General features: G+C 63.8%; 15 protein-coding genes. 5 read left to right on the forward strand and 10 right to left on the reverse strand.

Going from position 1 to position 13,339, the window contains the following annotated elements; all coding sequences use genetic code 11:
* Positions 1-145: 145 nt before the first annotated feature.
* Positions 146-1,354 carry an MFS transporter gene (locus O7A05_RS28005; RefSeq protein ID WP_337096308.1) on the reverse strand — a complete coding sequence of 403 codons (1,209 nt, stop codon included), beginning with the start codon at positions 1,352-1,354 and terminating at the stop codon, positions 146-148.
* 266 nt (positions 1,355-1,620) lie between these two features.
* Between O7A05_RS28005 and O7A05_RS28010 the strand changes: the two genes are divergently transcribed.
* Positions 1,621-2,040 (forward strand): VOC family protein, encoded by a 420-nt coding sequence (locus O7A05_RS28010; RefSeq protein ID WP_337096309.1) that lies wholly within the window; start codon positions 1,621-1,623, stop codon positions 2,038-2,040.
* Here O7A05_RS28010 and O7A05_RS28015 read toward each other — a convergent pair.
* The 8 genes from O7A05_RS28015 to O7A05_RS28050 form a co-directional block, all read right to left on the reverse strand.
* Positions 2,030-3,223, reverse strand: a complete 1,194-nt coding sequence (locus O7A05_RS28015; protein WP_337096311.1) for a transcriptional regulator — start codon at positions 3,221-3,223, stop codon at positions 2,030-2,032. The two genes, O7A05_RS28010 and O7A05_RS28015, sit on opposite strands and share 11 nt — an antisense overlap.
* Entirely contained in the window at positions 3,217-3,570 is a 354-nt protein-coding gene (locus tag O7A05_RS28020) for a winged helix-turn-helix domain-containing protein (RefSeq protein ID WP_337096312.1), read from the reverse strand. The genes O7A05_RS28015 and O7A05_RS28020 overlap by 7 nt, the downstream gene beginning before the upstream one ends.
* A gap of 63 nt (positions 3,571-3,633) precedes the next feature.
* Positions 3,634-3,867, reverse strand: a complete 234-nt coding sequence (locus tag O7A05_RS28025; RefSeq protein ID WP_337096313.1) for a hypothetical protein — start codon at positions 3,865-3,867, stop codon at positions 3,634-3,636.
* A 295-nt stretch (positions 3,868-4,162) separates the two neighbouring features.
* Positions 4,163-5,056 (reverse strand): carbohydrate ABC transporter permease, encoded by an 894-nt coding sequence (locus O7A05_RS28030; RefSeq protein WP_224529496.1) that lies wholly within the window; start codon positions 5,054-5,056, stop codon positions 4,163-4,165.
* A gap of 1 nt (position 5,057) precedes the next feature.
* The gene (locus O7A05_RS28035; RefSeq protein WP_415927068.1) at positions 5,058-5,909 is read right to left on the reverse strand and encodes a carbohydrate ABC transporter permease; all 852 of its coding nucleotides are present in this window, start codon (positions 5,907-5,909) and stop codon (positions 5,058-5,060) included.
* Positions 5,910-6,094: 185 nt separating this feature from the next.
* The gene (locus tag O7A05_RS28040; protein ID WP_337096317.1) at positions 6,095-7,420 is read right to left on the reverse strand and encodes an ABC transporter substrate-binding protein; all 1,326 of its coding nucleotides are present in this window, start codon (positions 7,418-7,420) and stop codon (positions 6,095-6,097) included.
* A 37-nt stretch (positions 7,421-7,457) separates the two neighbouring features.
* Positions 7,458-8,534 (reverse strand): ABC transporter ATP-binding protein, encoded by a 1,077-nt coding sequence (locus O7A05_RS28045; protein WP_224548948.1) that lies wholly within the window; start codon positions 8,532-8,534, stop codon positions 7,458-7,460.
* 453 nt (positions 8,535-8,987) lie between these two features.
* Positions 8,988-9,587: a DUF922 domain-containing Zn-dependent protease gene (locus O7A05_RS28050; RefSeq protein WP_337096319.1), complete on the reverse strand. Its 600-nt coding sequence runs from the start codon at positions 9,585-9,587 to the stop codon at positions 8,988-8,990.
* Between the two features lie 117 nt (positions 9,588-9,704).
* Here O7A05_RS28050 and O7A05_RS28055 point away from each other — a divergent pair, with 117 nt between their 5' ends.
* From O7A05_RS28055 to O7A05_RS28070, 4 genes are all read left to right on the forward strand, one after another.
* A complete protein-coding gene (locus O7A05_RS28055) occupies positions 9,705-9,935 on the forward strand; it encodes a hypothetical protein (RefSeq protein ID WP_224584411.1) in 231 nt (76 codons plus the stop codon).
* A gap of 84 nt (positions 9,936-10,019) precedes the next feature.
* A complete protein-coding gene (locus tag O7A05_RS28060) occupies positions 10,020-11,117 on the forward strand; it encodes a flavin-containing monooxygenase (RefSeq protein WP_337096321.1) in 1,098 nt (365 codons plus the stop codon).
* Between the two features lie 108 nt (positions 11,118-11,225).
* Positions 11,226-11,855: a glutathione S-transferase family protein gene (locus O7A05_RS28065; protein ID WP_337096322.1), complete on the forward strand. Its 630-nt coding sequence runs from the start codon at positions 11,226-11,228 to the stop codon at positions 11,853-11,855.
* Positions 11,856-11,970: 115 nt separating this feature from the next.
* A complete protein-coding gene (locus tag O7A05_RS28070) occupies positions 11,971-12,198 on the forward strand; it encodes a hypothetical protein (RefSeq protein ID WP_337096324.1) in 228 nt (75 codons plus the stop codon).
* Positions 12,199-12,236: 38 nt separating this feature from the next.
* On the opposite strand, the gene O7A05_RS28075 is transcribed toward O7A05_RS28070, so the two are convergent.
* Positions 12,237-13,238 (reverse strand): aldo/keto reductase, encoded by a 1,002-nt coding sequence (locus O7A05_RS28075; protein WP_337096325.1) that lies wholly within the window; start codon positions 13,236-13,238, stop codon positions 12,237-12,239.
* Positions 13,239-13,339: the final 101 nt, after the last annotated feature.

The raw sequence follows: 13,339 nt of genomic DNA on the forward strand, positions 1-13,339 counted from the left end.
CTCAGCCGCCCTTGGCAACCCTGCGCCAGAATCTCCATGCCTTGCGACATCGTTGGCGCGAGCCACCACGAAAGCGCAAGTTTCAAGCCATGCCAAAGCTATCTTAGCGCATATGCCCACAAGGGGGAGATCACATCAGCAGTTCTCAAGCCATCTGCAGCTTCTGCCGGCTTGGCTGCGGCGGGAAGGCGATTGCGATGCCGGCGGCGCCCAGCCCGATCAGCGCCGAGCCGATGAACAGCCAGTGGTAGCTGGCGGTGGCGTCGTAGATCATGCCGCCGGCAAGCGGGCCGAGCGACATGCCGAGGCTTGAGAGCATCGTGGCCGCGCCGAGGATGGTGCCGATGATGCGCAGACCGAAATATTCCCGCGCCAGCACCGCGTAAAGCGGCATCACGCCGCCATAAGTGGCGCCGAAGATGACGGCCAGAAGATAGAACTGCTCGAGCTGGCCGACGGTGAGGTAAGCGGCGATCACCAGCCCCTGGATGGCGAGCCCGGTGACCAGCACCGGCTTCACGCCAAGCCGGTCGCCGAGCACGCCATAGAGCACGCGCCCGCCAAGGCCGGCCAGCCCCTCGACGCTGTAGATCGACACGGCTGCCATCGGCGCGACGCCGCAGGACATGGCATAGCTCACCATGTGGAAGATCGGGCCCGAATGCGCCGCGCAGCAGGCAAAGAAGGTGAGGCCGAGCACGATGAATTGCGGCGAGCGCAGCGCTTGGCCGACGCTCATGCCGGGATCATCGATGACGGGCGCCGGCGTCCCGTCGCTCGCCGCGGCCGCCGCCGGCGGCTGGCGCACCAGCAAGACGGCGGGCAAAAGCAGCACCCAGGCCATGACGCCGATATCGAACATGGCGGTGCGCCAGTCATAGGCGGTGATCAGCCAGCGGGCGAAGGGCGAGATGGTCATCGGCGCGACGCCCATGCCGGCCGAGACCAGCGAGACGGCGAGGCTGCGGTTGGTGTCGAACCAGGCGGTGGTGAGCGCGATCATCGGTGCGAAGAAGGCGCTGGCCGCCAGCCCGACGATGACGCCGTAGCTCAGTTGGAAGACGATGAGCGAGGTGGCCCGGCTCGCCACCACCAGCGACAGGCCGAGCAGCACCGCGCCGGCAAGCACCACGGGCCTGGCGCCGACCCGGTCATAGATCGCGCCCCAGGCGAAGCCGCCCAGACCCATCACCAGGAAATTCAAGGTCATGGCGCTGGAAATGCCGGTGCGCGACCAATTCGTGTCGAGCGACATCGGCTCCAGAAAGATCGCCAGCGAAAACATGGCGCCGAGCGCCACGCAGGTCATCAGCGCGCCGGCCGCGACGATGACCCAACGATAGGAATGGTTCATGGTTCTGCTCCCATGCCGAAAGGCATCCTGTTTGATGCGGCACGGTTTTTCCAGTCCACCGGGCCGTTTGCGTCCGAAGGACGCCGGGGCGGAAGCCGATCCTACAATCTGGTTGCATTTTTTATCCGGATTTTTTTGAGGGACCGATTTTGTTGTCCCGGGCGCCGTCCCGCGAGTGGCTGAAACTGTCAGCAGCCGGCAGTATCCGTCATTGACCGAACGCCAGTCCCATCTAGATTTGACCCTCTCAACCAGGAAGCGTCCCCATGGAACTCTATCGCGGCCGGCTCATCGATCACCTTCACCTGGTGGTGCACGACATCGAGGCCAGTAGGCGTTTCTACGGCGCTCTGTTCGAAGTGCTGGGAATCCCGATCGGCGGTGGCGCTGAGGACCATTTCTGGGCCGATGAGCTGTTCGTCTCGAGCCCCGACAGCCGTTCCGCCCAAGGCGTGCTCACCGGCCGTCACCATCTCGCCTTCCAGGCCAAGGACCGCGCCGGGGTCGACGCCTTCTACCACGCCGGGCTCGCCGCCGGCGGCAAGGACAATGGCGCGCCGGGCGAACGGCGCTACCATCCCGGCTACTACGCCTGCTTCCTGCTCGACCCTGACGGCAACAACATCGAGGCAGTGTTCCACGGCGAGGCGAAGCGGAGCGCGGATGCGGTGGAGATCAGTTTTTAGCGAGCGGCGGGCGGTTCGCGTCCCAGCCTGTCAGCTCAAGTCCCCCGCGTATTCTCTCGCGGTCCTCGGAACGCTCCATGCGCATTTCGCTGATGATTTGCGCGATGGTGAGGTCGGGCTCCAGGGCGCGTCCTTCACGGACGCAGGCCGACGCCTTCCGGGCGTCCCCGGCCAAGGCATAGCATGTTGCCAGTCTCGCCCATTGCCAGGCGCTTTTGCGAGGGAGGCACGAGAAGGATGCAGCCGCTTCGCGGTAGCGGCTGAGGATCAGCAGGGCTTCGCCCCGGTCGTAGTAGTACCAGGTCGGGTGCATGGGATTGAGCTGGACGGCCTTGTCGAGCAGGGCCAATCCGGCCTCGCCATCGCCACGCAGCGCTCGGAAAAAGCCAGTCTGGGCGAGTGTGTCCGCGTCGTACGGATTGAGATCCAGCGCGCGGGCGAAATGCTTCTCGGCGGCATCGTATTCGTCACGGCCGCGATAGAGAAGTATCAGCGCCAGTATGCGGTGGCACCGCGCCTCGTCGGGGCTAAGAGCGATCGCATGCAGCGCCCGGTCGCGCGCCTGGTCGAGCACGGCGCGCGAGGCATCGGCATAACCGCCGATGATCACCTCGGCCAGCGCCAGATAAGCGTGCGCCAGGCCAGAACGAGGATCGAGCTCGATGGCTTTCAGGAAATGCGCGCGCGCCTCCTGGTTGACCCGTTCGCCATAGCTGCGCAGTAGCTCCTTCCCGCGCAGGAAATGCAGATAGGCTTCGACATTGGCGGCGGGCGCGGGCAGCCCGCGCCGCATTACCGCGCTTTCGATATTGGCAACCAGGGCCGTTACGACCCGCTGCGCGACTATCGTCTGGAAGGCAAAGATCTCGCCTCTGGCAAAAGTGAAGTTCTGGGCCCAGACGCGCCGGCCGGACGCCGACTCGGTGAGCACGACGCGCGCGCTGTACTCGCCATCGGCGGCCTCGACACTGCCCTCGGCGACATAGTCGGCCCCCAGGCGCTCGGCGGTCGCCCTGATGTCATCACTTGAATGCTGGGCCAGCGCGAAGGCCGAATGACGCGCCAGCACGGCGACGGTTTTGAAATAGGAAAGCGCGTTGGTGATTTCCTCAACCGCGCCGTCGAACAACGCCTTGGTGGCGCTGTCGGCCGGATCGACCTGGAATGGGAGGATGGCTACCATCGGCTCCGCCCGGGCACTGCCGCTTCGGTAGCGGGAGGCGACGCTGCCTGGCTGTCGGGGGGCTGGAACAGGTAACCGCGGCGCGGCACGGTGCGGATCAGCGCCTGCGCCTCGTCGCCGATCGATTTGCGCGCATCACGGATTGACTGGGTGAGCGAGTCCTCTGAGACGATGATGTCCGGCCAGATCGCCTGTAGCAATTCGCCCTTGCTCAGCACCCGGCCCGGGTTGCGCGTCAGGAAGGCGAGCAACTCGAAAGTTTTTGGCCGGACCGGCACGATCTCGCCGTCGCGCCGGAGCGTACCCCGGTCAAGATCCAGAACCGCGCCGCCGATCCGTAGCGCCAACCCGCTGCCTCATCGCCGCGCCTCATTGCGCGCCGTTTATGGGAACGGCAAATGCGGCTGAGGTCAAGCCGGAAACAGGTGCAGGCGTGAGACGAAGCCGCGAAGGTTCAGCCGCGGCCAGGGGCGTTCGGAGGTCGGATCAGCCGATGTCTCGCTGGATGCCGCCTTTTCGAGATAGTTCAGCATCTCGTTGGTCTCGCCGAAGCACGGGCCGGCGAAACCGGTCGAGAGGAAACGAAGCAATTCCTCTCGCGCCAGCCGGGCGGGAGGGAACGGCGCGTCAGCGTTGATGTTCATGAGCAACCTCCAGGTGCGCGTCGCAGTCATCGAAGCGCAAGCATTGCCGCGAGCGAGCTTATTTGTCCTGAACGGCTGCTGATATTTTGCTGAATTCGATCGCCGGGTCCGGTTCACGATGGCGGCAAAGTCGGGTTATGACGCCACGCGTCGAAACACTCCGATACTTTCGGTGTGCCGATGGTCTGGCGTCGGGCGATGCCATCGATGGCGCCTATCTGGCGGGCGGCTTAACGCGGAACTCCCGTCGCGTCCGCACCATGCCCGACACGGCGAAGCTGGCGCTGGTGCGCTTCTATTCCTTCACCGCGCCCGTCATCGATGAAACATAGTGCTCGACGAAGAAGGAATAGAGCACCACCACCGGCAGCGAGCCGATCAGCGCGCCGGCCATGAGCGCGCCCCATTCATAGACGTCGGAGCGAACGAGTTCGGTGAGCACGCCTACCGGCACCGTCTTCTTCTCCGAAGACTGGATGAAGGTCAGCGCATAGATGAACTCATTCCAGGACAAGGTGAAGGCGAAGATGCCGGCCGAGATCAGGCCGGGCACCGACAGCGGCAGCACGATCTTGGTGAGGATCTGCCAGCGGCTCGCGCCATCGATGAGCGCGCATTCCTCCAACTCGAAGGGGATCGAGCGGAAGTAGCCCATCAGAAGCCAGGTGCAGAACGGGATGAGGAAGGTCGGATAGGTGAGGATCAGCGCGAACGGCGTGTCGTAAAGACCGAGGTTGAACACCATCACCGACAGCGGGATGAACAGGATAGAGGGCGGCACGAGATAGGCGAGGAAGACGGCGAGGCCAACCTGCCGCGCGCCCGAAAACCTCAGCCGCTCGATCGCATAGGCGGCAAGCACGGCAGCCGCCAGCGACAGGAAAGTTGCGGCGGTCGAAATGATGATCGTGTTGAGCAGCCAACCTGGATAGGAGGTCTCGAAGAGCAAATAGCGAATGTGCTCCAGCGTCGGATGCACGACCCAGAGCGGATTGTAGTTCACATAGTCGGTCATCTCGAGATTGGGCTTAATCGCCGTGATCGTCATCCAGTAGAACGGAAACAGGAGCACGATCAGGAACACCAGCAGCGGCAGATAGACCGTCACCACCCGCCGCGGAAGGCTTTGCAGGTAACCCATGCCGCCTTCGTCGGTCTCCAGGCGCTCGACTTCCTTGATCGCGGCCATGTCAGTCTCCGCCGCCTTGCTGCCATCTGCGCCGTTGCAGCCCGAAATAGCTGAACAGGATCGCAGCCAGCAGGAAAGGAATCATGGCGACGGCGATTGCCGCGCCTTCGCCCAGTTGGCCCCCCGCAATACCGCGCTGGAAAGACAATGTCGCCATCAGATGCGTGGCGTTCACCGGCCCGCCGCGGGTCAGCACATAGATCAGCTGGAAATCGGTGAAGGTGAACAGCACCGAAAACGTCATCGTGATGGCTATGATCGGCGTCAGCAACGGTAGGGTCACGTAGCGGAACAGCTGCCAGCGGCTGGCGCCGTCGAGCGTAGCGGCCTCGTAGAGCGATTGCGGAATGGTCTGCAGTCCGGCAAGCAGCGTGATGGCGACGAAGGGAATGCCGCGCCACACATTGGCCGCGATGACCGAGGCGCGCGCATTGGTCGGGTCACCGAGAAAATTGATGCGGTGGTCGATCAGGCCCATCTGCTGCAACGCCCAGGACAGGATCGAAAACTGCGAGTCGTAGATCCACCAGAAGGCAATGGCCGACAGCACCGTCGGTACGACCCAGGGCAGCAGCACGACGGCGCGGAAGAACGACTTGAAGGGCAGCTTCTCGTTGAGGATGAGAGCCAGCCAGAGGCCGAGCACGAATTTTAGGATCGAAGCGCTGACCGTGTAGAGCAGCGTGTTGAACACCGAGAGCCAGAAGACGCTGTCGCTCCACAGATATTCGTAGTTCTCGACGCCGATGAAGATGCCCGGTCGGCCGATGCGTGCGTCGGTGAAGCCGAGCCAGACGCCGAGCCCGAGCGGATAGGTGAGAAAGACCAGGAGCAGCGCCGCCGCCGGCAGCATGAAGCCGAAGCCGAGAGCGTTCCTGCTCTCGGCGAGCCGCGACAGGATCGACGGGCGCGACTGAACGGCAACGGACGGCACGGCCATGGCGCGGGCTCCTTGCTATGCGGGTGGAACTGTGGCTGACCGCGCTCGGCTTGCGTAAGCCCGCAAAGCGCGGTCATCCTGCTTCAGCTACGCCAGGATCAGACGCGGTAATAGCGGTTGGCGCGTTTTTCGGCCTCTTCCATCGCTTCCTGCGGCGTCGCCTGGCCCGTCACCGCCTTGGCGAACATGTCCACCAGCACGTAATCGGCCATTGTCGCGGCGGATGCATAGCCGAGCGGCCCGGCATAGCCGTTGGGGCGCAGCGTCGCCGAGGCTTTCGCGTAGGCCGCATTGTTAGGGTCGGCTTTCCAAACCGGGTTATTGTCGAAGGCTTTCAGCGTCTGGCAGCAATAGCCCGCCGACGAAGTGATCCAGTCGGACATTTGCGGGTCCTCGAACATGAACTGCAGATAGGCTTTGGCGGCATTGGGGTAGGGCGTGTAGTTGAAGATGACAGCCGTGGTCACCTGGAAAAGCTCGACCGATTTCCCGACCGGACCGATCGGCATGTTGGTCGTGCGGATGTCCTTAGCGATCTCGGCCAGCTTCGGGTCCTTGTCCTTGTTGACCTTTGCTGTGTTGTAGACTGAGATGCCGTTGGCGATCACGCTCACTTCCCCGGCCAGGAATGCGCGGTTGTTGTTGACGTCGAGCCAGCTTTCGGTGCCGGGGATGAAGGTCTTGTAGAGCTCCTGCGCATACTGGATCGCCTTGAGCGTCTCCGGACTGTTGATCGTCACCTTGCCGGCTTCGTCGACCATCTGGCCGCCGTGGCTCCACAGCAGCCAATGCGCGTAATTGTTGCCGTCGCCAACGCCGTGGCCATGGGTGAAGCCGGCGGGATGGCCTTTCGCCTTCAACGCCTTGCAAAGCTCCAGGAAACCGGCCGTGTCCTTGGGGAATTCGGAGAAGCCTGCCTCCTTGACCCAGCTTTCGCGGTAGACAATGGCGTTGCCGATGGTGGCCAGCGGCAAGCCGATGAACTTGCCCTCGCGCGTCGCATATTGTTTCGGGCCGTCGTACCAGCCGCCATACTTCTTGCCGAGATGATCACCCAGTTCCGTCACATCGAGCAGCTTGTCGGGATACTGGTGCGGGTCGTCGAACCAGACGAACATCAGGTCGGGGCCGGAGCCGACATTGGCGGCGACCGCCGCCTTGGGACGGATGTCTTCCCAGCTTTCCTTGTCGACGCGCACCTCCACGCCCGTCGCCTCGGTGAACCGCTTGGTATTCTTCAGCCACTGGTCCTCGTCGCCCTGCACGAAGGGCGACCAGCGCAGCAGCCTGAGCTTGGCACCTTCCTCGGGCTTGTAGGTCAGGCCTTCCTGGGCGAAAGCGCTCGAGCCGACGAAGCGGCTGCCCAGGGCTCCGGCCGCCGCGGCTGCGGTGGTGCGGATTACATCGCGTCTGGTGAACTTCATACTCGTTTCCTCCTGTTGCTCTGTCGTTGCCTGGTTTTTATCGCGCCGTCTCGATTCGCTTGCCGGTTTCGCCGTGGAACAGGTGGATCGGGCCAGGGTCGACCGACAGCCGAATGGTTTCTCCCGGCGCGAAGGAATGGCGCTCGCGGAAATTGGCGACGATGTCCTCCCCGCCGGCCGTCCGGCCGATGATCTGCACTTCCGACCCGGTCGGCTCGATCACCGCCACCTTGACCGGAATGCCGTCGTCGGCCAGCCGCAGATGCTCGGGCCGTACTCCGAGCACCATGGCTTCGCCGTTGCCGATGGAGGGAGGCTTCCGCAAAGGCACGGAAATGCCTCCCGCGCCCCGGAAAGACGGTGGGCCATCATTGGCGAATGCGCCCTTGAGCAGGTTCATGGCGGGCGAGCCGATAAAGCTTGCCACGAACAGATTGTTCGGCCGGTCGTAAAGCTCGAGCGGCGGCCCGATCTGCTCGACGAGGCCGTCATGCATGACCACGATCTTGTCCGCCATGGTCATGGCCTCGATCTGGTCGTGGGTGACATAGACCGTCGTGGTCTTCAGCCGCTGGTGCAGTTCCTTGATTTCGGCCCGCATCTGGACCCTCAGCTTGGCGTCGAGATTGCTGAGCGGCTCGTCGAACAGGAACACCTGCGGATTGCGCACGATTGCCCGGCCCATCGCGACGCGCTGGCGCTGGCCGCCCGAAAGCTGGCGGGGATAGCGCGACAGAAGCGGCACCAGCCCGAGGATTTCGGCCGCCCGCTTCACCCCGGCATCGCTTTCAGCCTTCGGGACACCCTTGAGCATGAGCGAGAACGCCATGTTCTCGGCAACCGTCATATGCGGGTAGAGCGCGTAATTCTGGAAGACCATGGCGACGTCGCGCTCCTTCGGCGCAACGTCGTTGACGATACGGCTGCCGATCGAGATATGGCCCCGCGAGATTTTTTCCAGGCCTGCAATCATCCGGAGAAGCGTTGATTTTCCGCAGCCCGAGGGTCCCACCAGCGTGACGAACTCACCGTCGTCTATATCGACGCTGACGCCGTGCAGGATCTGGGTGGCCCCGAACGATTTGTAGACATCTCCAATCGCGACAGACGCCATCGAACTCCTCCCGATGGTCCCTGCGAATCCCGCCGGGAGCCGTTCCAATCAAGGTGTGGCTGAAACGGATGCCGGCAAGCACCCACCACTGGCGTCGGCGACATTTGCCCCAGCTCCCCCGGGTCACGCGACTGTGAAACGGTAGCGCTACCACATTCGCCTGTAAAGCGCCGGCGCGCCTTGCTTACTTTCGTCGTTGAAGACAGTTGAGCGGGGCTGCGCTGAAGCGAAGTGGATCCAGCCAGTTGCCGAAGGACCGCCGATTCATCTTCAAACGACCGCCGATGGATATTAGACATCGTTAATGCAATAGATTTCAGCGTGTCCGGGAAAAGCCGACTCCTGCCGATTCAGAGCGCCAACGGGATTGGCCGCTATCCGTCCAGGACGCGCGCATTACTTTCCTACATAGCGCAGGAACCAGGGCGGTCGCTGCCGCTCTTGCCTTCGTTCTCAGCCTCCGCCCAGAAACGCCGCGATCAGCTTCAGCATGTTGCCGTCTCGGCCGAACTCTATCTTGTCGAAATCGCGGCTGCCCTGGTGCTGCGCCTTGGAGAGCTGGTCGAGATAGGATGTCAGCTCCGCCCGGACCTTCTTGCAGCCGGGATCGTTCTGAGCGGTCAGGCCGGTGCTGAAGGCGACGATCTTGTCCACCATGTCGACGATGCCGGCGCCATGCACCTTCTCATGCGCGATCAGCCCGGCGGCGAATGTGTCCCAGCGCGCCTGCAAGGCGGGCGCCAGCTTTCCCGCCGGCTTGGGCAGCGTGTAGGTGATGGTGAGCTTCGGCCGCGCCGTCTTCAGCACGCAGGCATCGCCTTGCGGCTGGTAGTCGCGCTGCCAAGTCAGCTTGAAGAAAGTATGCGCGATGACGCGCCGTGCGTTGCCGGCCGAATCCGTGCCGACCACCGGTCCCTTCTCGCCGATCGAGAGGTAGAGCTGCTCCGCGCTTTCGCCTGAGACGGCATAAGTCTCGACCTTCTCGATGGGCTTCCAATCGGCAAGTGCCGGCGTGGACAGGAGCAGGGCAGCGAGGAGAAGGGCGGGCTTCATGGGCGAGCCATAGCATTGGGCCTCGTTTGGAAGAAGCCGGCCCGCGGATTTTCGGAACCCGCTTCACCGGTCAATCGTTTCCTTGGGCAATCGTCTCGACCCATGGGGGAGGACAAGATGACCCGCAATGAGATCATTTCCGTGCTTGGACCGGTCGATGAGGCCGTCATCGCCGACATCGCGCTCACCGGCGCCAGCCTCGAGGAATTGCGCGAGGCCTTCGCCTGGATCGGCGCCGACGAGGCGCTCGTCAATGAAGGCCACGCCATGCCCGGCGCCCGCGTGGCGAAACTGATCGAAATCCTCGAACCTCCCGAGGACGAGCCCGAGACGCCGGCCGTGGAGTAGAGCGCCACCTCTAGGTGCTTCTCCCTACTTGTCGCCACACACCTCCCGTCTTAGCTTTTGCCGCTTGGGCGGGAGGAGAGGCCTTTGGATACCAATGTCGTCATCGTCGGCGCCGGCCCTGCCGGGCTCGCCGTTGCCGCCTGCCTCAAAAAGGCTGGGCAGGATTTCATCATCCTTGAAAGGGCCGATGAGGTTGCGCCGTCCTGGCGCCGGCATTACCGGCGGCTGCACCTGCACACGGTGAAATCGCTCTCGTCGCTACCCTTCGTGCGGTTTCCGAGGAGCCATCCGCGTTATGTGCCGCGCGAGAAGGTCGTGGCCTATCTCGAGGCTTATGCCGAGCGGTTCGGCCTCGAGCCGCACTTCGGCATAACAGTGAAATCCATCCGCCGCGAAGGCGATCGGCTGCTGGTCCAGACCGATACCGGGCTGTTCAATGCCCGCAAAATTGTTGTCGCCACCGGCAACAACGCCCAACCGGTCATGCCGAGCTTCCCCGAACTCGAAGCTTTCGGGGGCAAAGTGCTGCACAGCGCCGCCTATACAGAGGCAGCACCCTATGTCGGCAAAAACGTGCTGGTCGTCGGCATGGGCAACACGGGCGCGGAGATCGCGCTCGATCTTGCGGAGAGCGGCGCCCACCCGACCATCTCGGTGCGCAAGGGCGTCCACATCGTGCCGCGCCAGCTGTTCGGCGTACCGATCCAGATGGTGGGCATCGCCAGCCGGCTGATGCCGCAGGCGCTGAACGACTGGATGTTTCCCAAGATCCTCGATCTGGCGCTGGGGCGGCTGGAGCGATACGGGATCGTGCGGCCGAAGCAGGGCATCCTGCAAGGGATCGATGCCGGCCGCATCCCGGTGATCGATGTCGGCACGGTGGCGGCGATCAAGCAGGGTCGGATCAGCATTGCGCCGGACATTGCAGGCTTCACCCGGGACGGCGTGAAATTTGCCGACGGGGTGGAGAAGAAGTTCGACGCGGCGATTTTCGCCACCGGCTACCGTCCAGGCTACGACGCCCTCCTGCCGGCGGAGCTTAGGCCGGACAAGAGCGGCGTGAATGCCCGCGCGACGGAGCTCGGTGTCTATCTTGTCGGCTTCTACAACCCGGTCACCGGCCTGCTGCGCGAGATCGGCATGGAGGCGCAGGCGGTGGCGAAGGATATTGCGAGGCGGTGAGGCACCAACGTCGCTGATCTCCCTCTTGGGGTGGAGATCAGCAGTGCCTGAATCGGGTGGCGCTCTTCGTTCTGCATGCGAAGCCGGTCCCACCAATGGAGGACCGCCATGCTCACGCTCTATGATTATCTCCCGTCGCAAAATGCCTGGAAGATTCGCGTCCTGCTCGGCCTGCTCGGCATCGCCTACGAAACCCGTATCGTCTCGATCTTCGAGGGCGAGAGCCACACGGAGGCCTTCCTGAAGCTCAACCCGGCAGGCGCTGTGCCCGTGCTCGGACTGGAAAACGGCGAGGCGATCGCCGAGTCGAACGCGATCCTGACCTATCTTGCCGAGGGCACGCCCTACCTTCCGTCGGATCGCTTTGCCCGCGCCAAGGTGATGCAGTGGCTGTTCTTCGAGCAGTACCATGTCGAGCCCGTCATCGGCTCGTTGCGCTACTGGACGCTGACCGGTCGGCTGGAGCGCAGCCAGGCGATGGTTGCCGGCAAGCGCGAGGCGGGCGTGCGCGCGCTGGGTGCGCTGGAGCGCAGCCTGGCCAACACGCAATTCCTGGTCGGCAATGCGCTCACCATCGCCGACATCGCCGTCTACGCCTACAGCCACCGCGCCGAGGACTGCGGTTTCTCGCTCGCCGACTATCCCGCGGTCGATGCCTGGATGGTGCGCCTCAGCGAGGCGATCGGACCGGATCATCCGGTGCATCCTTACAGCATCGATCCGCATTCGCGCGCCTGAGCCGCCGGAACACAGTGGCGGACAAGGCGTTCTCCAAAAGGCAGCGTGTCGGGCGTCGCCCAATCGGCATCCGGCTGTTTGCGTTGCGTTCCAACCAGAGCCATGGAGGTCCGCAATGGTTCGCACCATCTCCGTCGCAATCCTCGCCACCGGCATCATGAGCCTGCCTGTCATGGCAGCCGAGCAATACTGGGTCGCCAGGGACGCCGTGTCGAAGCAATGCGAGATCGTGCCCAAGAAGCCCGACGGCACGCTTGTCATCGACCTCGGCAAGAAGAAATACGCCAGCGAGGGCGAAGCGAGGAAGGCGATGGAGGCGATGGCGGACTGCAAGAAGAAGTAGGGCCGTTGCCCAATCCTCCCGAGGGAGATAGCCAGCTTCTATCGGTCCACCAACGACATCGTCCGTTCGTTGTATCGCGGCCCCGACACCTTGTCGGGCGTCAGCGCCATGTCGAGCCCCAGCATCTCGGTGGCGTCGAGCGCTATGTCCGCCGCCGCGACGTTCTCCTCCAGATAGGTCCGGCGCTTGGTGCCGGGGATCGGCACGATGTCGATGCCGAAATCCGGGCCTTTGGCGAGCAGCCAGGCGATCGCGACCTGGCCGGGCTTGACGCCTTTTGCCGCGGCGATGTCGCGCACCGTGGCGGCCGCGGCGACATTCAGGTCGAAATTCTCACCCTGGTAGCGTGGATCGCCGCGGCGGAAATCGCCTTCGGGATAGTCTTCCGCGCGCTTGACGTCGCCGGCGAGGAAGCCGCGTCCGAGTGGCGCGAACGGCACCAGGCCGATGCCGAGCTCCTCCAGCGCCGGGATGATCTCGGGCTCGAGGTTGCGCTCCCAAAGCGAATATTCGCTCTGCAGCGCCGAGACCGGATGCACGGCATGCGCGCGGCGGATGTTGGCAATGCCCGCTTCCGACAGGCCGAAGAAGCGCACCTTGCCCTCGGCTACCAGTTCGCCGACCGCGCCCGCGACATCCTCCATCGGCACGGCGGGGTCGACGCGGTGCTGGTAAAGGAGGTCGATCCGGTCCGTGGCGAGCCGCGAGAGCGAAGCGTCGACCACCTCGCGTATATGCTCGGGCCGGCTGTCGAGGCCGGCCTGCTTGCCGTCGACGATGCGGAAGCCGAATTTCGTCGCGATCGCCACCTGGTCTCGCCGGCCTTTCAGCGCGCGTCCAAGCAGTTCCTCATTGACGAAGGGGCCGTAGATCTCGGCCGTGTCGAGAAAAGTGCAGCCGAGCTCGATCGCCCGGTGGATCGTCGCGATCGACTCCGCCTCGTCGGCCGGACCATAGGCCTGGCTCATGCCCATGCAGCCGAGGCCGATGGCAGAGACTTCGAGCCCCTGGCTGCCGAGTTTGTGTTTGCCGAGACCCATGCGTCTTGCTCCGCCGAATTTTCGATCCGGCTAAATTATAGGGCCGGGCGTGAATGCGTCCAGCGCTGGCCCTATTGACGGCGCAATCGTCGCCATCCTTG

It is taken from the genome of Mesorhizobium argentiipisi (SeqCode) (genome assembly GCF_037179585.1).
In the GTDB taxonomy this organism is placed as follows: Bacteria; Pseudomonadota; Alphaproteobacteria; order Rhizobiales; family Rhizobiaceae; genus Mesorhizobium; species Mesorhizobium argentiipisi.